The organism is Kribbella sp. NPDC050241, from assembly GCF_044459685.1.
Taxonomy (GTDB): domain Bacteria; phylum Actinomycetota; class Actinomycetes; order Propionibacteriales; family Kribbellaceae; genus Kribbella.
On record NZ_JBITJE010000002.1, the window covers coordinates 183,261 to 201,552 of the forward strand.

The following is an 18,292-nucleotide window of genomic DNA, read 5'->3' on the forward strand; positions in this document are numbered from 1 at the left end:
CATGCGGGTTCTGATGATCGCGCAGTCCCCGATCGCCGGCGACTCGCGCATCCTGCGGGAGGCGACCGCGCTGGCCGGTGCGGGGCACACGATCCACATCATCGGCCGCGACGTACCCAATGCCTGGCTGGAAGAACAACACAGCGAGGTCGGGCCGGGCGTCACGGTCGAGTCGGTCTCCCGCTCGGCCGGACTGCGGGCCGGCAACGGCGGCCTCGCGGTCGGCCACGGCCGGAACGGGCCGAAGGTCCTGGTCCAGCGGTTCGGCCGGTGGTTGCTGCTGCCGGAGCACCGCAATCGGACCGAGAAGCAGTGGCGTACCGCCGCGGCCCCGCGAGTGGCCGCGGCGGGTCCGTTCGAGGTCGTGCACGCGCACGACTTCAACACCCTCGAGCTCGCCGCCGAGTACGCCGGGAAGTGGTCGGCCAAGCTGGTGTACGACACACATGAGCTGTGGTTCGATCGCGCGTTGCCCGGGCGGCCGACGCCGTTGTGGCGGGCGCGGGGGCGGAAGCTCGAGGTTTCCCTTGCTGGTAAGGCGTCCGTCGTCATCACCGTGTCGGACGGGATCGCAGCCCGGTTGCGCGAACGTGGGTTGAGCGACGTTCGCGTCGTACGGAACACGTTCCCGCGGGCGGACGACGTACCGCCGCCATCGGACGCGCCGGAGGGTTTGCTGTACGCCGGTCGCATCGGTGCGGGTCGTGATCTGCCGACCGTGGTGGCTGCCGCGCGTCAGTTGGCGCCGTTCCGGACCGTGCTGATGGGGTCGGTGGATCCCAACTACCGCCTGGATCTCGGGCCGGTGGAGACCGTGGCGGAACGCTCGATCGACGAGGTCGACGACACGCTCCGGTCGTACGGCATCTCGCTGGTCACGCTCACCAACACCTGCGAGAACCACCGCCTTGCCCTGCCGAACAAGCTCTTCCACGCGGTCCGGGCGGGTGTTCCCGTCGTAGCCGCCGACCTCCCCGAAATGCGCGCCGTGGTCACGGCCCACAAACTCGGCACCCTCTACGAACCAGGCAATCCGGCCTCCCTCACCACCGCCGTCCGCGCCTTGATCGAGAACTACGCGACGTACGCCGAGGGAGTCCGCACAGCAGCCGCAGACCTCAACTGGGAGTCCGACTCCGCCCACCTGGTCGCGGCGTACGCCGAGCTCGTCAGCCGCCCAGGCTGACCACGAACGCTCTCCGTCGCACGCCCCGCCGCCGCCCGCTCTGGTGGGTTGACCCACCAGCGTGTGGGTTGGCCAGCCGTGTGCGCTTGGCCAACCCAGGCTGAGGTGGGTTGACCCACGAGCGTGTGGGTTGGCCAGCCGTGTGCGCTTGGCCAACCCGGGCTGAGGTGGGTTGACCCACGAGCGTGTGCGGGTCGGGATGGGGGCAAGCGAGCGGATCGGGCCCAACTCCACGTCTGCTCGTCGACGATCGACAGTCCGGAGCAGGCCGAGGACGCCGTCGAGAACGCGCGCCCGGCGAGCCGGGGTGCCGTCTTCGCCGCCGTCGGTCCCATCGGAGGCTCGGCCCGTCGCCTGTACTCCGCCTGGAACGCGGCGGTTCGGGGCACGACGCGCGACCTGAGCGTTGTGGGCGGTTGACCTCCAGTCGGCTTGAGGTGGTTGCATCCGGCGCATGACTTTCAGCGGACAGCGCGTTCTTGTCACCGGGGCCGGCCGCGACACCGGCCGGACGCTCGCTCTCGCCTTCGCGGCGGCCGGGGCTGAGGTACTCGCCACCGCCCGGACCAAGGCCGCGGCGGACCAGACCGTCGACCTGATCCGCGCCGCCGGTGGTACGGCGACCTCCGCCGTACTCGACCTCGCCGACCCGACGTCGATCGATGCGCTCCGCATCGATCGTCTCGACATCCTGGTGAACAGCGGTGCCCGCTACCTGAGCGCAGTCGCGAACCCGGCCGACATCGCCGACACGATCGCCGGGGTGGCGACCGGGACCGTGCTGCTCACCGAGCGGATGCTGCCGCTGCTGCGAGCCTCCGAACGCCCGGACATCGTCAACCTGGTCTCCGCCACGGGGGAGCCCGGACAGCATCGCTCGGCCGCCCACGCGGCGTACTACGCCGCGAAGCATGCCCAGGCCGGGTACGCCGAGATCCTGTCCGAGCGGTTGCGGCCCGAGGGGATCCGGGTGATCTCGTTGTTCCCACCGGATTTCGTCCAGGACGGACCCCGGGAGACCGGCGCCACCCTGACCGCGCAATCAGTGGTCGACTGCGTGATGTTCGCGGTTGCTCAACCGCGCGACTGTTTCATCCGAGCGCTCCACTTCGAGCAGCGAGCTCCTCGGCCGTGATCAGATCCGTGTGGGTGCCGCGGGAGCCGCAGGCCCAGGCGCCCGCGATCGATCCGGCGACGGCGGCGTCGTACCAGCCCACGCCGTCGAGCCAACGGGCCAGGAACGCCGCGACGTAGGCGTCGCCGGCGCCGTTGGTGTCGACGACGGGCCGGTCGGGGAGCTCGACCGCCGGGACGTGCTGTGGCGGCCGGTCGGTGAAGTGCAGGTAGCTGCCGTCGGCCCCGGCCATCGCGACCACGAGCCGCGCGCGGCCCTTGGCGAGGATCCAGTCGACCGCATCCAGGGTGAGCGCGCTGGTCGAGACGAAGACGATGTCCGCGGCGGTGGCGAAATCCTTGTGGTAGTCGTTGCGGCCGTCCCAGTCGTGCAGGTCGGTCGAGATCGAGCAGCCCCAGGCGAGCGCGTCGGGCAGCGCCTGCCGGGCGAAGTCCATGATCGACACGTGGACGTGCTCGGCCTGGGCGCAGCTCGTCCGCCACAGGTCCGGGTCGACCTGCAGTCCGGCCGGGTGGCGTCCGTCGTACAGCGCCAGGCGCCGGCCGTCGGGGGTGACCAGGTTGACCGAACGCCGGGTGCCGCTGGGATGGAACGCGACCTGCAGTGGCAGCCGGAGGTCGTCGTACAGCTTGCGGATCCGGTAGCCCTCTTCGTCGTCCCCGATCACGTCCGCGAGCCCGGTCCGCAGCCCGAGCAGGTGGCATCCGAGCGCGACGCCGTGACCGGTGTGGCCGACGTACGACTCGACCGGCTCGACGTGGATCGTCTCCACGTCGTCCAGGGGCAGCCCGGGCACGCGAACGATCGTGTCGATCCCGACCCCGCCGATCACAAACACATCCAGCTCCACCCGTCCCGTATACCCGACTTTCGCCCACGATCACAGGTGTCTTTCAGGAGCTGAACACACTCATTGCTTGATCGGCGCGCCGGTCTTGGCCTGGAGTTCGTCGAAGGTGACGCCGTCGGCGAGCTCGACCAGCCGCAGACCGTCCTCGGTGATGTCCAGTACGGCGAGGTCGGTGATGATCCGATTGACCACGCCACGCCCGGTGTAGGGCAGGTCGCACTCCTCGAGGATCTTGTGCGAGCCGTCCTTGGCGACGTGTTCCATCAGCACGATCACCTTCTTGGCGCCGTGCACCAGGTCCATCGCACCGCCCATGCCCTTGACCATCTTGCCGGGGATCATCCAGTTGGACAGGTCGCCCTTGGCCGAGACCTGCATGGCGCCCAGGATGGCCGCGTCGATCGCGCCGCCGCGGATCATCCCGAACGACAGCGACGAGTCGAAGAACGAGGCTCCCGGTAGCGTCGTCACGGTCTCCTTGCCGGCGTTGATCAGGTCCGGGTCCTCGTCGCCCTCGACCGGGTACGGGCCGACGCCGAGGATGCCGTTCTCGCTCTGCAGGACGACGGTGACGCCGTCCGGGATGTAGTTCGGGACCAGCGTCGGCAGGCCGATGCCGAGGTTCACGTACGAGCCGTCCTCGAGCTCGGAGGCGGCGCGGGCGGCCATCTGCTCACGGGTGAGTGGCATCTCAGGCCTCCAGCTTCTCGCGCGCGGCCTCGTACGCCTCGCGGGGTTGGACGGTGCGCTTCTCGATCCGCTTCTCGATGTTCTTGCCGACCGCAACCACCCGCTGGACGTAGACACCGGGCAGATGGATCTCGTCCGGGTCCAGCTCACCAGGCTGGACCAGCTCCTCGACAGAGGCGATGGTGACCCGGCCGGCCATCGCGGCCAGCGGGTTGAAGTTGCGCGCGCTGCGGTCGAAGACCAGGTTGCCGTGGGTGTCGCCCTTCAGTGCGTGCACCAGCCCGAAGTCGGTGGTGATCGAGTCCTCCAGCACGTACGTCGTACCGTCGATCTCGCGGGTCTCCTTCGGCTCCGAGGCCTTCGCGACCGAGCCGTCGGGGTTGTACTTCTGTGGCAGCCCGCCGTCGGCGACCTGGGTGCCGACCCCGGCCAGGGTGAAGAACGCGGCGATCCCGCAGCCACCGGCCCGCAGCTTCTCGGCCAGGGTGCCCTGCGGGGTCAGCTCGACCTCGAGCTCACCGGTCAGGAACTGCCGGGCGAACTCCTTGTTCTCCCCGACGTACGACGATGTCATCTTGGCGATCCGCTTGTCCGCGAGCAGGATGCCCAGGCCCCAGTCGTCCACGCCGCAGTTGTTCGAGACCACGCTGAGCCCGCTCACCCCCTTGTCGTGCAGGGCGGTGATCAGCTCCATCGGGTTGCCGCACAGCCCGAAGCCGCCGACCGCGAGGCTCGCGCCGTCGCCGATGTCGTCGACCGCGGCCTGCGGTGAGTCGTACGTCTTGTCCATCAGGCTGCTCCGTTGCATGTCTGAGCTGGGTCGTTCCCGACTCTAACCAGCAGGGGACGACTCCCGCGATGTGGCCGCGACCACAGATGTGCCGCCGTACCACCCGGACATGTGGTCGGGTGCTATGCGGATGCCTCGGAGGCGTTCAGTACGGCGAGCTCGTGCACCGCCTCGAAGTGGGCGTCCTCCAGCTCCGGGAACAGGAGGACGGCCGAGAGGTGGGTTCGGGCGGCCGGGAGGTTGCCGCACAGACGCTCGGTGCGGGCCAGGCCTATGCGGGCCGCGGCGGCGGTCTCGGGGAGGTCTGCACGCTCACTGACGTCCAGAGCCTGGCTGTAGTCGTCCCGCGCGTCTTCCAGCTTGCCGAGCCGTCGATAGAGGTCGCCGCGCTGACACAGCAGTACGCCGACCTCCTCGTCCAGGCCGAGTTGCTCCGCAAGAGCCAGAGACTCGGTGGTCAGGTCCAGAGGCTCGTCCACGGTCTGCCGGAGCGCGCCGACCGCCAGGAACATCCCCCAAGCGTCGTCGAGCATCCGGAACCGCCCGAGCGCCGTTCGCAGCGCCTGAGCCGCCTCATCCGGAGTCTCCGCCGTCAGTCCCGGATACCCGCGGCAGAGCTCGACGGCGGCCCGCGCCCAGGCGTCACCGCCCTCGTTCCGCTCCAGCACCTCTTCGACCAGCTCGGCCGACTCGAACGGTCCGAACACGAGTGACCACAGCAGCACGGTCACGGAGTACCGGAAGGGTCCGGTCGTCGCCGCCACGATCTGCTGGGCCAGCTCCAGCTGCTCCTGCTCGGCCGATGCAGCACCGTGCAGCACAGCCAGCAGGTACTCCTCGTCCAGCCCGACCGGCACGCTGCGTCCGAGCATGCTGAGCACCCGCTCCGCGGCCGCGGCGGCCTCGTCCTGGAGCCCGCGCGACCACCAGTAGGCCGAGTACCGGGCGACCAGCCGGAGGGCGGTGCGCAGGTCGCTCTCGCAAGCGCGCTCGATCGCGCTGACGACCTGGTCCGCCTCAAGGCTGTGCAGACCGCCTGAGCCCCCTGAGTTCACGTACCTGATTGTCCCTCGCGGGTGGTAACCCCACGTCACCGGGTCAGAAACGCAATACGCCCCATCGGTCCGGGAGGTGCATGTCCTCGACGTACTGCGGTGACCAGACCCAGAACTCCAGGTCGGTTCCCTTCACGTACGTCCCGTCGACCACCTCGTGCGGCCACTGGCAGCGCATCAGGTTCATCCGCCACTCGTCGCCCGCGTTTGGAGGGGTCGCCCGGCCGGCGTTGTACGACGCCAGGTCGGCCCACGGTACGGCGAGCTCCACCGACCACCCGATGTCGGTGTCGGACGGGTCGTTGACCGTGCCGTCGACGTGGATCGCGGTGCGCAGGCCGGGCAGGTTCGTCGGGTCCACCGGTACGCCGCCGTCGACGTACGGCTTCGGCAGGGTCAGCTCCCAGATCGTGCCGAGCGGGTTGATCTCGAACTCGTAGTAGTTCTGCCCGTCGCCGTCCGGGTCGAGGAACAGTTCGAAGTTGTTCTCGTGGAAGAGCTTGGTGTTCTTCTCCCGCATCGTCGACCACACGTGCGGCTCCTCGAGCAGCCCGCCGACGTACAGGTACTCGTCGTCGTACATCAGCTTGGCCCGGGACTGGTAGCGCGGCGCCGGGCCGGATCCGGTGATCGGCACGAAGTCGGTGGTCCACGGCGCGACGTCCCAGGCGGGATCGGTCAGGGTGCCGTCGAGTTTCGGCGCGGCCGGCGTCCGCGGGCAGTCGTAGACGGGCAGGTCAGGCATCAGCACGCTCCAGCAGTCGGGCGACGAGATTGGCGAGCAGGAAGGTGATCGTGGTGAGTGCCGGGACGACGGCCAGCGTCCACGGCGACGACAGGTTCCCGGACTGGAACGCGATCACGAGGATCAGCATGAACGCGACCCCGAGGAAGGCGATCAGCCGGGCATGCGGCAGCGCGAGCCGGCTGAGGGCGAGACCGCCGAGGACGATGGTCACCACCACGATCAGCACCAGCAGCGGGAAGCCCAGCGGGCCGCAGTTCGTGGTGTCGCGGAACCGTTCGCAGCCGCGCTCACTCAGCCACACCAGCCCGACGGTCGCGAACCCGCACAGCAGCCCGACGACCGCCACGATCAGCAGCGGCGGCAACGGCGGGGCGTCGTACCGGTCCTCGTCGTCTTCGGAGCTCATTGCGGCAGGTTATCGGGATCAGCCGGCCCCCAGGGAGTGGGCGATCGCATCGCGCACCTCGGCATCCGTCGGTGTGGGTACGCCGCGCTCGGCGGCGAGTTCGGCCAGGGAGACCATCGTGACGTCGTGCAGCCCGCAACTCGTGAATGTGTGAAAGACGTTCATGGCGGGATCCACATTGACCGAGAACCCGTGGCTGGTCACACCCCGGCGGATCCGCATCCCGATCGAACAGAGCTTGCGGTGGTCCTCGGTCCACACGCCGACCAGGCTGCTCGCGCCCTTCGGCGTCTCCCGCTGTACCAGCGGGAACCCGAGCGAGCCGAGCGCCTCGATCAGCCCGTTCTCGAGCCAGCGCACGATGTCCACCGGCCCACGCTGTTTGAGGTCGATCACCAGGTACCCGACCAGTTGCCCGGGCCCGTGGTACGTCGCGAAGCCGCCGCGGTCGACCGCCACCGACGGGATCGCGGCCGCTTCCGCGGGCAGGTCGTCCAGCGACGTCCGCGGTCCGTAGGTGATCACCGGCGGATGGCTGAGCAGGAACAGCCGGTCCTCGGCCTTGCCCTCCACCCGCTCCTCGACCCAGTCGCGCATCTCCTTCGCGGCGACCTCGTAGTCCACTTCGCCCAGATCCACTCGCTGCATGTCTTTCAGCGTACGTTTCGACGTATGCGATTCGACCGCTACACCGTGACCCTGCTGACGTTGCGACCGGACGCGCCGCTGATGACGGACGACGAGGCGGCTGCCCTGCAGGACCGGCACCTCGCGCACGGCGCCGACCTGCAGGAGCGCGGGCTGATCCTGGCCCGCGGGCCGCTGACCGACCAGGACGACGAGCGCTACCGCGGCTTCTCGATCTGGTCGGTGGACGCTGCCACCGCCCGCGCGCACGTGGAAGCCGATCCCGCGGTGCTGGCCGGCCGGCTGGCGGTCGACGTCATGACCTGGATGATGCCTGCCGGCAACCTGCAGTTCGTCAAGGTGCGGCCGCCCCGGTCGATCGCCGAAGCATCGGAAGACTGACAACGAAAAGAGTGCCCCTCAAACGCGAAGAGGCCCCTCTACGAGGGACCTCTTCCACGTGGTCGGGCTGACAGGATTTGAACCTGCGACCTCTTCGTCCCGAACGAAGCGCGCTACCAAGCTGCGCCACAGCCCGAAGTCGCCGTTAGCTTACATGCGCCGACCGTGGGGACGAAATCGGGTTTATCCGCGGCACCAGGGTCAGCAGTGTCGCCTCCGGCCGGCATGCGAATCGGATCGGCGCGTACGGCGACGTACCCAGCCCGGCGGACACGTGCAGGGCCGCCTGACGGTCGCCGGAGCCCCATGTGGACAGGCCCTTCACCCTGGACGTGTCCAGATCGCAGTTGGTCACCAGCGCGCCGTACAGCGGCACCGCCAGTTGTCCGCCGTGAGTGTGGCCGGCCAGCACCAGCGGATAGCCGTCGCTGACGAATCCGTTCAGGACGCGCTGGTACGGCGCGTGCGTGACGCCGATGGACAGGTCGGCCGTCGGGTCCACCTCGCCCGCGACCTCGTCGTACCGGTCGCGCTTGATGTGCGGGTCGTCGGTGCCGGCGAAGTCCAGTCGCAGGCCGTTGACCTTGAGGGTCGCCTTCGCATTGTTCAGGTCGGTCCAGCCTGCGCCGGTGAACGCGCGCCGCATCTCCTCGTACGGGAGGTCCGGGCCGTGTGGCTTGTGCCGCTGCTTGTGCGCGGGCAGTAGGTACTTCCCCGGGTTCTTGAAGTGCGGCTTCCAGTAGTCGTTGGAGCCGAACACGAACACCCCGGGTACGTCGAGCAGGTCGCCGTACGCCCGGAGCAGCGGCCGCACCGCGGCCTCATGAGAGATGTTGTCGCCGGTGTTCACGATCAGGTCGGGCTCGAGCGCGGCCAGGTCGTTGACCCAGTTGATCTTGCGCTCCTGGGCCGGCATCAGGTGCAGGTCGGACAGGTGCAGCACCTTCAGCGGCTCCGAGCCCTCGGGGAGCACCGGGACCGTCACCCTGCGCAGTGTGAACCAGCGCACCTCGACGGCGGCCGCGTACGCGACGCAGGCCGCTCCCACGGCGCCGACGACCGCCGTGGCCTTGAGGGTGGTGGTGGCAAGCCCGCGCAAACTCATTCCACCAGCCTGCCACAATGCTGGTCATGTCCAACTCCGGTATGAAGCAGCGCCTGCACGACGACATGACCGCCGCCCTGAAGGCGCGCGACGAGATCCGCAAGTCGACCCTGCGGATGGCGCTCACGGCGATCACCAAGGCGGAGGTGGCCGGCAAGGAGGCTCGGGAGCTGTCCGACGCCGAGGTCGTCGACGTCCTGAGCTCGGAGGCGAAGAAGCGCCGCGAGTCGGTGGTCGCATACCGCGAGGCCGGTCGCGCCGAGCTCGCCGACAAGGAACAGGCCGAGGCGGACATCCTGGCCGAGTACCTGCCGGAGCAGCTCAGCCAGGAGGAGATCGTTGCCCTGGTCACCGAGGCTGTCGCCGCCACCGGCGCGGCCGAGCTCGGGCCGCGCGGCATCGGCAAGGTCATGGGTGCCCTGCAGCCCAAGGTCAAGGGCAAGGCCGACGGCGCCGTCGTCTCCGCCGAGGTGAAGCGCCAGCTCGGCGCCTGAGCACGGCCTAGCCGGGACCGCGGCCTCCGCCGCCGCAGTTCGGGTACTTCGGGTTCCACGGCGGGCAGTTGGGGTCGATCGTGATCGGGCCGCCGGGGGGTTTGGTCGTGTTCGGGGGTTTCTGAGTGTTCTCGGGCTCGTTCTTCTTGCTGCCGTTGGAGACGAAGATCGTCACCTTCGAGCCCTCCGGCGCGCCGTCGCGCTGCCGCGGGTCGGTGTAGGCGACGGTGCCCGCGGTCTCCTCGGAGTTGACCGTGCCGGGGGCTATCTCGACATCGAAGCCGGCCTGACGCAGCTTGTTCGCGGCGTCGTCCGGGTTCATGCCGTTCACGAACGGCAGGTCCTTCACGTTCCCGCGCATGGTCTTGTCCGACGGCTTGGTGAAGTGGGTCGTCGGGAGGCCCTGGAGCGCGCCCTGCAGGGCGGTCTCCCACAGCGGACCCGCGGTCCCTGAGCCGGAGGCCTCATGGATGTCCGTGCCGTCCAGCGTCTGGCCGACCAGCCGCTTGTACGGCGGCGACGCGTCGGCCACGACGGCGGCGGAGGCGAGTTTGGACGAGTAACCGGCGTACCAGACGGCCTTGGCGTCCTGGATCGTTCCGGTCTTGCCGGCCAGATCGCTCGGGCCGAACTTCAGGTGCTGGCCGGTCCCACCCGGCTCCATCACCATGTGCAGCACCTCGTTGACGCCGTCGGCGACCTCCGGGGCCAGCGCCTGCTTGCAGTCCGCGCCGGGCGTGCTGATCGCCTTGCCGGACGCGTCCTTCGCCGAGGTGACCAGCCACGGCTTGCAGTACATGCCCCGCGCCGCGAAGGCGGCGTACGCGTTCGACAGCTGCAGCGGGGTCACGTAGCCGACGCCCAGAGTCATCGACGGGTACTGGCCGAGCGGGTTACCCGATTGGGCGTCGTACATGCCGAGCTTCGACGCGATCGTCGCGATCGGGCACAGTCCGACCTGCTGGGACAGCTGCAGGAAGTAGGTGTTGGTCGACCTCTGCGCCGCCTGGATCATGGTCGGATCCGCCACGTTCGTGGTCGAGTTGCCCGGGGTGTACCCCTGCTCGGCGGTGACGTGTCCGGTGCAGGTGGTCCACTTCTTGCCGCCCAGCGGGAGGCTGTTGGGCGAGTTGATCTTGTAGGTGAGCGGGAAGCCCTTCTGGATCGCGGCCGCGATCGTGAAGGCCTTCATCGTCGAACCGTTCTGGAAGCCGCCGTACCCGCCGGCGTAGGACTTCTCGACGTTGTAGTTGTACGACGTCTGGCCCTTCTTGTTGCCGTACGGCTTGCTCTGCACCATCGCCTTCACCAGCCCGGTGCCGGGCTCGACGATGGTGATCGCGGCGATCGCCTGGTCACCCTTCTTGGTGTGCTGGTCGATCGACTTCTGCGCGGCCTTCTGCATCTTCGGGTCCAGCGAGGTGCGGATGGTGAGACCGGCGGTCTTCAGGTAGTTCGCCGCGGTGGTCCGGTCCTTGCCGAAGGCCTTGTTGTCCTCGAGCTGGGAGACGACGTACTCGCAGTAGAACGGGTACGGGCCGTTCGCGCAGCCGAGCTTGTTCGGCCGGACCTTGGCCGGGTTGATCACCGGGGTCCTCAGCGCCGCGTTCGCCTGGGCGAGCGAGATCACCTTCAGCTCGAGCATCCGGCGCAGTACGACGTCGCGGCGGTCCTTGGCGCGCTTCATGTCGTTCGTCGGGTCGTAGCCGGTCGGGTTCTTCACCAGGCCGGCCAGCAGCGCGGCCTGCGGCAGCGTCAGTTGGGAGGCGTGCACGGAGAAGTAGTGCAGCGAGGCGGCCTCGATGCCCCAGGCACCGTCGCCGAAGTTCGCGAGGTTGAGGTACTTCTCCAGGATCTCGTTCTTCGAGTACTGCTTCTCGACCGCGACCGCGTACCGCAGTTCGGCGACCTTGCGCTGGTACGTGTCCGCCGTGGCGGCCGCGACCTCCGCGGGCGTGTTCGCCTTCTCGACCAGGCTGATCTTCACGTACTGCTGGGTGATGCTGGAGCCACCCTGCTGGACCGTGCCCTCGGACTGGTTCTGCAGCAGCGCGCGCAGGGTGCCCCTGGCGTCCAGCGCGCCGTGCTCGTAGAACCGGTCGTCCTCGATCGCGACGATCGCCTTCTGCATGATCGGCGCGACCTGGTCGAGCGAGATCGGCACCCGGTTCTGCTCGGCCAGCGTGGCGATCAGCGATCCGTCGGCGGCCAGGATGGTGCTCTTCTGCTTCAGCGGGACCTCGTCGAACTGCTGAGGCAGGTCCTCCAGAGTCTGTGAGGTCTTCTCGGTGGTGAATCCGGCCAGGCCGGCGAACGGGATGGCAAGACCGGCGGCCAAGGCCCCCGACAGCACGCTCACCCCGAGGAACAGAACCACAGATTGGACGACTCCCCGGTCGCCCTTTTCCCTGACGCGCATGGTTATAGAGACTACGGGATCGCCTGGTTGGGTTACCTGGGCGATTGTGAGTTCCATCACGCCCTGCGGGCGTGTCGGAAAGGGTTTCATCCAAAAGGAGGAGGGCCCGAGCGAAGCGCTCGGGCCCTCCGGTCGTACCTCGGTCAGGCGGCGTACTGGTGTGCGTCCACCTGGGCCGGTTCGAGGGCCAGGTCGAGCACCTCGCGGACGTCGCTGACCGGGTGGACGGTCAGCTCCGCGAGCACGGACTCCGGTACGTCTTCCAGGTCCGGCTCGTTCCGCTTCGGGATCAGGATCGTGGTCAGCCCGGCCCGGTGTGCGGCGAGCAGCTTCTGCTTCACCCCACCGATCGGGAGGACCCGTCCGGTCAGTGACACCTCGCCGGTCATCGCGACCTCCGAGCGGACCGGCCGCCCGGACAGCAGCGACGCCAGTGCGGTCGTCATCGTGACACCCGCCGACGGTCCGTCCTTCGGGACGGCACCGGCCGGGACGTGGATGTGGGCGTTCCGCTCGGCCAGGTCGCCGACCGGCAGCCCCAGCTCCGCGCCGTGCGAGCGCAGGTACGACAGGGCGATCTGCGCCGACTCCTTCATCACGTCACCGAGCTGTCCGGTCAGCGTGACTCCGGTCGGGCCGGTCTCCTTGTCGGCCAGCGACGCCTCCACGAAGAGCACGTCACCGCCCGCACCGGTCACCGCCAGCCCGGTAGCCACACCCGGAAGCGCCGTACGCTCGACGGACTCCGGAGTGAACTTCGGCGAACCCAGGTAGCTCTTCAGGTCGCCGGCGCCGATGGTCAGCGCACCAGTGTCCTCGCCGAGTGCCATCCGAGCCGTCACCTTGCGCAGGACCCGGGAGATCCCACGCTCCAGCTGCCGTACTCCGGCCTCGCGGGTGTACTCGCCGGCCAGCAGTCGCAGCGCCGAGTCCTCGATGGTCACCTCGTCCGCCGTCAGGCCCGCCCGCTCCAGCTGACGCGGGAGCAGGTGGTCACGGGCGATGACGACCTTCTCGTCCTCGGTGTACCCGTCCAGCTGCACCAGTTCCATCCGGTCCAGCAGCGGCGCCGGGATGGAGTCCAGCACGTTCGCCGTGGCCAGGAAGACCACGTCGGACAGGTCCAGCTCGACCTCCAGGTAGTGATCCCGGAACGTGTGGTTCTGGGCCGGGTCGAGGACCTCCAGCAGAGCGGCCGTCGGGTCACCCCGGTAGTCCGCACCCACCTTGTCGATCTCGTCCAGCAGCACCACCGGGTTCATCGACCCGGCCTCGGTGATGGCCCGGACGATCCGGCCCGGCAGCGCACCGACGTACGTCCGCCGGTGACCGCGGATCTCGGCCTCGTCCCGTACGCCGCCCAGCGCGACCCGGACGAACTTGCGGCCCATCGCCCGCGCCACGGACTCACCCAGCGAGGTCTTACCCACACCAGGCGGACCGACCAGGGCCAGTACGGCGCCACTGCGGCGTCCACCGACCACACCGAGGCCACGGTCCGCGCGGCGGCGCCGTACGGCCAGGTACTCGGTGATGCGCTCCTTGACGTCGTCCAGACCGGAGTGGTCCGCGTCCAGCACGGCTCGCGCGTCGCGGATGTCGTAGCTGTCCTCGGTCCGCTCGTTCCACGGCAGTTCCAGAACGGTGTCCAGCCAGGTGCGGATCCAGCCGACCTCGGGGGACTGCTCCGCGGTCCGCTCCAGCTTGTCGACCTCGGCGAGCGCGGCCTTGCGCACGTGCTCCGGCAGGTCGGCAGCCTCGACGCGGGCCCGGTAGTCCTCTTCCTCGGACTCGGCCTTGCCGTCCAGCTCGGCCAGTTCCTTGCGGATCGCGGCCATCTGCTGGCGCAGCAGGAACTCCCGCTGCTGCTTCTCCATGCCCTCCTGGACGTCCTTCTGGATCGTCTCGGAGACCTCGAGCTCGGCGAGGTGGTCCTTCACCCAGCCGATCAGCTTCTCCAGCCGCTCGGAGACGTTCGCGTTCTCCACCAGCCAGGACTTCTGCTCGTTGGTCAGGTACGACGCGTAGCCGGCCAGGTCGGACAGCTCCGCGGGATCGTTCACCTGCTTCACGGAGTCGATGACCTGGTAGGCGCCGCGACGCTGCAGCACCGAGGTCATCAGGGTCTTGTACTCGCGGGCGAGCTCGGCCGACCTGGTGTCGGTGATCTCGTGCAGCTCGGTTGCGCCTACCCACAGCGCGGCACCCGGACCGGTGGTCCCGGCGCCGATCAGGACCCGCGAGGTCCCGCGGATCACGGCCGCCTGGGCACCGCCCGGCAGCCGGCCGATCTGCTCGATCTCACCGAGCGTCCCGGCCTTGGCATATTTCCCGTCCAGCCGCGGTACCAGCAGCACCTGGTCCTGGCCAGAGGCCTGCGCGGCGTCGATCGCCGCCCGTGCCTCCGGGTCGGCCAGTCGGACCGGCACGACCATCCCCGGCAGGACCACGACGTCGTCCAGCGGCAGAACAGGAAGATTCAACGTATCGGTCACGCTGTCACACCCTTACGAAAGATTGAGTCTGACAGGCTCAACCATTGCCCCCACCAGGTCATTCCCGGTGGGGGCGGCGTTCGCTCACGGTGAACCAGGCCTGGCGGCCGAACGGGACCGCCAGACCCGGAACGTGATCAGCTGACGACGTTGAGTGCGTTCACCAGCCCGGCGCCGTAGAAGCCGGACCCGGTGGCGCCGCCCTCACAGACGGCCTTGTACGTGCCCTTACCGTCAGGGTCGTCGATCCCACCCGGCGGACACGGCAGCATCTCCGCCGCGCGGACGGCGGCTGTGAAGAGTTGCTGCCCGGACACCTCGGGGTGCTTGCTCTTCACCAGAGCGAGAACGCCCGCGACGTGCGGAGTGGACATCGAGGTGCCCTGCATGTAGCCGTAGCCGTCCAGCACGGTCGACAGCACCCGGCCGTCCGCGTCCGGCGTCTGCGGGATCTGGAAGAGCCGGTCGCCACCCGGGGCGGTGATGTCGGCCTTACCCGTTCCGTAGTTCGAGTTGTAGTAGCGGTCCTTGAACGCTCCCACCGAGCTGACGCCGTTCACGCCAGTGGCCTCGGCCGGGAAGATCTTGCAGTTGCTGTCGGTGACCCGCACCTGCGCAGGGCCGTTGGTCGGGCTGAAGGAGTCGACGACGTTGTGTGCCAGGTCCCAGTTGTCGTTGCCCAGCGAGGCGACCGCGACGACCGACTTGCCGTTCGCGTAGCTGATCGCCCGCTGCATCACGGCGGAGACGGCCTTCTGATCGGGATCGGTGGCGCACCACCGCAGCCACGGATCCACCGCGAACGACGCGGTGGCGATGTCCACGCCGTGGTCCGCGGCCCAGACATATCCGCAGACCGCGAACTCGGGGTAGATGAAGCCGTCCGCGTCGCCGACCTTGATCGACGCGACCCGCACGTTCGGTGCGACCCCGGCCACGCCGATCCCGTTCTTGGCGGCCGCGACGATGCCGGCCACGTGCGTCCCGTGGCCGAAGTCGTCGGTCCACGCGGCCTCGGACGTGTCCGGCACGCCTTCGTTCGCGCAGCCCGCCGAGGCGGCCCGGTCGATGTTCGGCGCGAGGTCCGGGTGGGTCGCCTGGATTCCGCTGTCGAGGACGCCGACCAGGACGCTGTGACTGCCCGGGTTGACCTCGTTGGCCTGGTCGGCGTGGATCAGCTTCATGTTCCACTGGTTCGCGGCCAGTGGCTCACCCGCCGACGTCGACCGACCGGCGCGGTTCAGCGGGATCTGAGTAGGTACCCGCTGGAACTGACCGCCGGTGGTCCGTTTGGCGTCGGCGAGGTCGTTGAGCGCGCGGGTCGCACCGGCGCCGGCGACGCCGGGCGCCTGCCGGACCTTGATCGCGAAGTCGGCCTGCGGTGAGCGTGCGAACACCACACCGATCTGCGGCCAGCGTTGACCGATGGTCCCGCCGTTGGCGGTGATCGCGGTCTCGGCTGCGGTCAGGGGAGCGCCGGGCGGGACGAGCACGGCGAAGTGCGCGCCGCCGGCCGCCAGCGCGCTGGTAGCCGGCGTCGATGGTTGCGCGGCGCCGGCTGTCGTCGTACTCACGATGCTGACGGCTGTCAGCGTCGCGGCGGCCAGGAGCCGTCGCGAGGTTGGGCGAAGTACTGACATGTTCGGGTGAACCTCCACAGGGTTGGGGAATGGCGCCGCGGAGGTCAGGTTAAGAACCGTCCGGTGCCACTCGGGCCGCCTGTGCAGGAGCGTGCAGAAGCTTGACAGCCGCAGCCTCAAACGGCTGTGAGAAGGTCGCCGATGAGGCGCAGGCCGGTGAGGTCGTGGACGTCGTCGGCGAGGGCCGGGACCTCCACCGTCGGGATCGCGCGGTGACCGCGGCGGAACCGATCGGCCCGCTTGTGGTCCCCGACGACCTGCTGCATCCTGTCGGCGTGCAACCGCAGTACGGCGGCGGTCAGCGGCGACTTGTCCGCCTCCTCCAGTCGCTCCGCCGCGCCCAGTGACCGCTCGGCCGACAGATCCGGCACGTGGGTGTTGGTCACGCGGTTCAGGACCACGCCGGCCAGCGGCATGCTCTCCTCGCGCAACCGCTCGGTGAAGTACGACGCCTCCCGCAGCGCGTCGTTCTGTGGAGCGGCGACCACCAGGAACGCCGTGTGCGGCTCGCGCAGCAGCGCCACGGTCCGCTCGGCCCGCTGCCGAAAGCCGCCGAACAACGTGTCGAACGCCGCAACGAACGTCTGTACGTCGGTCAGCACCTGCGCACCGAGAACCTTGTTCAGCACCGACATGGCCATGTTCACCCCGGCCGACATCAGCCGGAACGGCCCGCGGGCAGGTGCCAGCAGCAACCGCAGGAACCGTCCCTCCAACAGGGAGGCCAACCGCTCCGGCGCGTCCAGGAAGTCGAGCGCCGACCGCGACGGCGGGGTGTCGACGACGATCAGGTCCCAGTCGCCGGACTGCTCCGCCTGCTTGTGCAACTGGCCGAGCTTCTCCATCGCCATGTATTCCTGCGTCCCCGCGAACGACGACGACAGTGCGACGTAGAAGGGATTCGCGAGGATCTGCTCGGCCTTCTCCGGCGTTGCGTGGGCGATCACGACCTCGTCGAAGGTCCGCTTCATATCCAGCATCATCGCGTCCAGCCGGCCGCCGTTCGCGGGATGGACGCCGGCCACCTCGCGGGGGGTGTTGTCCAGTTCGGTCAGCCCGAGCGACTGCGCCAGCCGCCGGGCCGGGTCGATCGTCAGTACGACGACCTTCCGCCCGCGTTCCGCGGCCCGCAACCCGAGCGCCGCGGCCGTGGTCGTCTTGCCGACCCCACCGGCGCCGCAGGTGACCACGATGCGCGTCCCCGGGTCGTCGATCAGCGCATCCAGATCCAAAGCGGTCATCCGCGGAACTCCTCGGCCAGATCGATCAGGGTGCCGTGGTCGATGCCTTCGGGCTGCAGCGCGAGCTCGGTCACCTGCTTGCCGAGGGCATCTATTCGGTCGCGGTTCTCGCGTTCCAGCCCGATCCGGACGGCGTGGTCGTGCGCCTCCGCGATCAGGGTGTCCACCAGCCCTTTGCTCACGGCGACACCGGCGGCGCGCAGCCCTCGGGAGATCTCGGCGGCGGGCAGTTTCTCCTTCACCGCAAGGGCGATCGACTCGTCGTCGAGCGGGCTGTTGCGGACCATGTTCACGACGATCGAACCGATCCGCAGGTCCAGCTCCTCCAGGTGCTCGACCGCGTCCAGCGTCTCCTGGACCGGCATCTCCTCCAGCAGCGTGACCAGGTGGATCCGGGTCACGTCCGAGCGCAGCATGCCCATGATCGCGTCCGCCTGGTTGCGGACCGGCCCGACCTTGGCCAGGTCGGCGACCTCGTGGTTCACGTTCAGGAACCGTGCGATCCGCCCGGTCGGCGGTGCGTCCAGTACGACGGCGTCGTACGCGAGCCGCCCGTGCGCCTTCCGCCGGGTCGCCTCGTAGACCTTGCCGGTCAGCAGTACGTCGCGCAGGCCCGGGGCGATCGTGGTGACGAAGTCGATCGCGCCCACCTTGTCGAGCGCCTTCCCGGCCCGGCCCAGGTGGTAGTACATGTCCAGGTACTCCAGCAGTGCGGCCTCGGCGTCGACGGCCAGTGCGAACACCTCTCCGCCGCCCGGACCTTGCGCGATCCGGGTCTCGACGTACGGCAGTGGCGGGATGTCGAAGAGCTGGGCAAGCCCTTGCCTGCCTTCCACCTCGACCAGCAGGATCCGCTTGCCCTGCTCGGCCAGCGCGAGTGCCATGGCAGCCGCAACGGTCGTCTTCCCGGTGCCGCCCTTGCCGGTCACCACGTGCAGCCTCGCCATGGTCTCCAGGGTAGGACGTGGGCCACACCACACTCGCTGCGGCGCCCGTTAGAGTCCACCTC

At 69.0% G+C, this 18,292-nt stretch carries 17 protein-coding genes and 1 tRNA gene; 4 read left to right on the forward strand and 14 right to left on the reverse strand.

Going from position 1 to position 18,292, the window contains the following annotated elements:
- Window position 1: 1 nt before the first annotated feature.
- Together ACIBG5_RS08845 and ACIBG5_RS08850 are read left to right on the forward strand one after the other, a co-directional pair.
- Window positions 2-1,186: a glycosyltransferase gene (locus tag ACIBG5_RS08845; RefSeq protein ID WP_396390960.1), complete on the forward strand. Its 1,185-nt coding sequence runs from the start codon at window positions 2-4 to the stop codon at window positions 1,184-1,186.
- A 454-nt stretch (window positions 1,187-1,640) separates the two neighbouring features.
- Window positions 1,641-2,321: an SDR family NAD(P)-dependent oxidoreductase gene (locus ACIBG5_RS08850; RefSeq protein WP_396390961.1), complete on the forward strand. Its 681-nt coding sequence runs from the start codon at window positions 1,641-1,643 to the stop codon at window positions 2,319-2,321.
- Here ACIBG5_RS08850 and ACIBG5_RS08855 read toward each other — a convergent pair.
- From ACIBG5_RS08855 to lipB, 7 genes are all read right to left on the reverse strand, one after another.
- Entirely contained in the window at window positions 2,278-3,171 is an 894-nt protein-coding gene (locus tag ACIBG5_RS08855) for a carbohydrate kinase family protein (RefSeq protein WP_396390962.1), read from the reverse strand. The two genes, ACIBG5_RS08850 and ACIBG5_RS08855, sit on opposite strands and share 44 nt — an antisense overlap.
- Window positions 3,172-3,231: 60 nt before the next feature.
- Entirely contained in the window at window positions 3,232-3,861 is a 630-nt protein-coding gene (locus ACIBG5_RS08860; protein WP_131361416.1) for a CoA transferase subunit B, read from the reverse strand.
- Window position 3,862: 1 nt separating this feature from the next.
- Entirely contained in the window at window positions 3,863-4,651 is a 789-nt protein-coding gene (locus ACIBG5_RS08865) for a CoA transferase subunit A (protein ID WP_396390963.1), read from the reverse strand.
- A gap of 122 nt (window positions 4,652-4,773) precedes the next feature.
- A complete protein-coding gene (locus ACIBG5_RS08870; protein WP_396390964.1) occupies window positions 4,774-5,706 on the reverse strand; it encodes a tetratricopeptide repeat protein in 933 nt (310 codons plus the stop codon).
- Window positions 5,707-5,749: 43 nt separating this feature from the next.
- Window positions 5,750-6,451, reverse strand: a complete 702-nt coding sequence (locus ACIBG5_RS08875) for a carbohydrate-binding family 9-like protein (RefSeq protein ID WP_396390965.1) — start codon at window positions 6,449-6,451, stop codon at window positions 5,750-5,752.
- Window positions 6,444-6,860 carry a hypothetical protein gene (locus ACIBG5_RS08880; RefSeq protein WP_396390966.1) on the reverse strand — a complete coding sequence of 139 codons (417 nt, stop codon included), beginning with the start codon at window positions 6,858-6,860 and terminating at the stop codon, window positions 6,444-6,446. The genes ACIBG5_RS08875 and ACIBG5_RS08880 overlap by 8 nt, the downstream gene beginning before the upstream one ends.
- Window positions 6,861-6,878: 18 nt before the next feature.
- Window positions 6,879-7,508, reverse strand: a complete 630-nt coding sequence (gene lipB, locus ACIBG5_RS08885; protein ID WP_396390967.1) for a lipoyl(octanoyl) transferase LipB — start codon at window positions 7,506-7,508, stop codon at window positions 6,879-6,881.
- Window positions 7,509-7,532: 24 nt separating this feature from the next.
- Here lipB and ACIBG5_RS08890 point away from each other — a divergent pair, with 24 nt between their 5' ends.
- Window positions 7,533-7,889 carry a YciI family protein gene (locus ACIBG5_RS08890; RefSeq protein WP_360442773.1) on the forward strand — a complete coding sequence of 119 codons (357 nt, stop codon included), beginning with the start codon at window positions 7,533-7,535 and terminating at the stop codon, window positions 7,887-7,889.
- 59 nt (window positions 7,890-7,948) lie between these two features.
- Here the strand turns inward: ACIBG5_RS08890 and ACIBG5_RS08895 are convergent.
- Window positions 7,949-8,025, reverse strand: a tRNA-Pro gene (locus ACIBG5_RS08895).
- Window positions 8,026-8,034: 9 nt separating this feature from the next.
- Window positions 8,035-8,988, reverse strand: a complete 954-nt coding sequence (locus tag ACIBG5_RS08900; protein WP_396392025.1) for a metallophosphoesterase — start codon at window positions 8,986-8,988, stop codon at window positions 8,035-8,037.
- A gap of 32 nt (window positions 8,989-9,020) precedes the next feature.
- Here ACIBG5_RS08900 and ACIBG5_RS08905 point away from each other — a divergent pair, with 32 nt between their 5' ends.
- Window positions 9,021-9,488: a GatB/YqeY domain-containing protein gene (locus ACIBG5_RS08905; RefSeq protein WP_360442767.1), complete on the forward strand. Its 468-nt coding sequence runs from the start codon at window positions 9,021-9,023 to the stop codon at window positions 9,486-9,488.
- A 7-nt stretch (window positions 9,489-9,495) separates the two neighbouring features.
- On the opposite strand, the gene ACIBG5_RS08910 is transcribed toward ACIBG5_RS08905, so the two are convergent.
- From ACIBG5_RS08910 to ACIBG5_RS08930, 5 genes are all read right to left on the reverse strand, one after another.
- A complete protein-coding gene (locus ACIBG5_RS08910; protein WP_396390968.1) occupies window positions 9,496-11,907 on the reverse strand; it encodes a penicillin-binding protein in 2,412 nt (803 codons plus the stop codon).
- Window positions 11,908-12,050: 143 nt separating this feature from the next.
- Entirely contained in the window at window positions 12,051-14,402 is a 2,352-nt protein-coding gene (gene lon / locus ACIBG5_RS08915) for an endopeptidase La (RefSeq protein WP_396390969.1), read from the reverse strand.
- A 137-nt stretch (window positions 14,403-14,539) separates the two neighbouring features.
- Window positions 14,540-16,042, reverse strand: coding sequence for a S8 family peptidase (locus ACIBG5_RS08920; protein WP_396390970.1), 1,503 nt, complete (start codon window positions 16,040-16,042; stop codon window positions 14,540-14,542).
- Between the two features lie 116 nt (window positions 16,043-16,158).
- Complete coding sequence (locus tag ACIBG5_RS08925; RefSeq protein ID WP_396390971.1) at window positions 16,159-17,283, reverse strand: ArsA family ATPase; 1,125 nt, start codon at window positions 17,281-17,283, stop codon at window positions 16,159-16,161.
- On the reverse strand, window positions 17,280-18,230 hold the full coding sequence (locus ACIBG5_RS08930; protein WP_396390972.1) for an ArsA-related P-loop ATPase: 951 nt from the start codon (window positions 18,228-18,230) through the stop codon (window positions 17,280-17,282). Before ACIBG5_RS08930 ends, ACIBG5_RS08925 begins: the two co-directional genes overlap by 4 nt.
- Between the last annotated feature and the right edge of the window lie 62 nt (window positions 18,231-18,292).

Coding starts and splice junctions, on each gene's coding strand:
- ACIBG5_RS08845 (WP_396390960.1), top strand. CDS start 2: ATGCGGGTTCTGATGATCGCGCAGTCCCCGATCGCCGGCGACTCGCGC.
- ACIBG5_RS08850 (WP_396390961.1), top strand. CDS start 1,641: ATGACTTTCAGCGGACAGCGCGTTCTTGTCACCGGGGCCGGCCGCGAC.
- ACIBG5_RS08860 (WP_131361416.1), bottom strand. CDS start 3,861: ATGCCACTCACCCGTGAGCAGATGGCCGCCCGCGCCGCCTCCGAGCTC.
- ACIBG5_RS08865 (WP_396390963.1), bottom strand. CDS start 4,651: ATGGACAAGACGTACGACTCACCGCAGGCCGCGGTCGACGACATCGGC.
- ACIBG5_RS08875 (WP_396390965.1), bottom strand. CDS start 6,451: ATGCCTGACCTGCCCGTCTACGACTGCCCGCGGACGCCGGCCGCGCCG.
- ACIBG5_RS08880 (WP_396390966.1), bottom strand. CDS start 6,860: ATGAGCTCCGAAGACGACGAGGACCGGTACGACGCCCCGCCGTTGCCG.
- lipB (WP_396390967.1), bottom strand. CDS start 7,508: ATGCAGCGAGTGGATCTGGGCGAAGTGGACTACGAGGTCGCCGCGAAG.
- ACIBG5_RS08890 (WP_360442773.1), top strand. CDS start 7,533: ATGCGATTCGACCGCTACACCGTGACCCTGCTGACGTTGCGACCGGAC.
- ACIBG5_RS08905 (WP_360442767.1), top strand. CDS start 9,021: ATGTCCAACTCCGGTATGAAGCAGCGCCTGCACGACGACATGACCGCC.
- ACIBG5_RS08910 (WP_396390968.1), bottom strand. CDS start 11,907: ATGCGCGTCAGGGAAAAGGGCGACCGGGGAGTCGTCCAATCTGTGGTT.
- ACIBG5_RS08920 (WP_396390970.1), bottom strand. CDS start 16,042: ATGTCAGTACTTCGCCCAACCTCGCGACGGCTCCTGGCCGCCGCGACG.
- ACIBG5_RS08925 (WP_396390971.1), bottom strand. CDS start 17,283: ATGACCGCTTTGGATCTGGATGCGCTGATCGACGACCCGGGGACGCGC.
- ACIBG5_RS08930 (WP_396390972.1), bottom strand. CDS start 18,230: ATGGCGAGGCTGCACGTGGTGACCGGCAAGGGCGGCACCGGGAAGACG.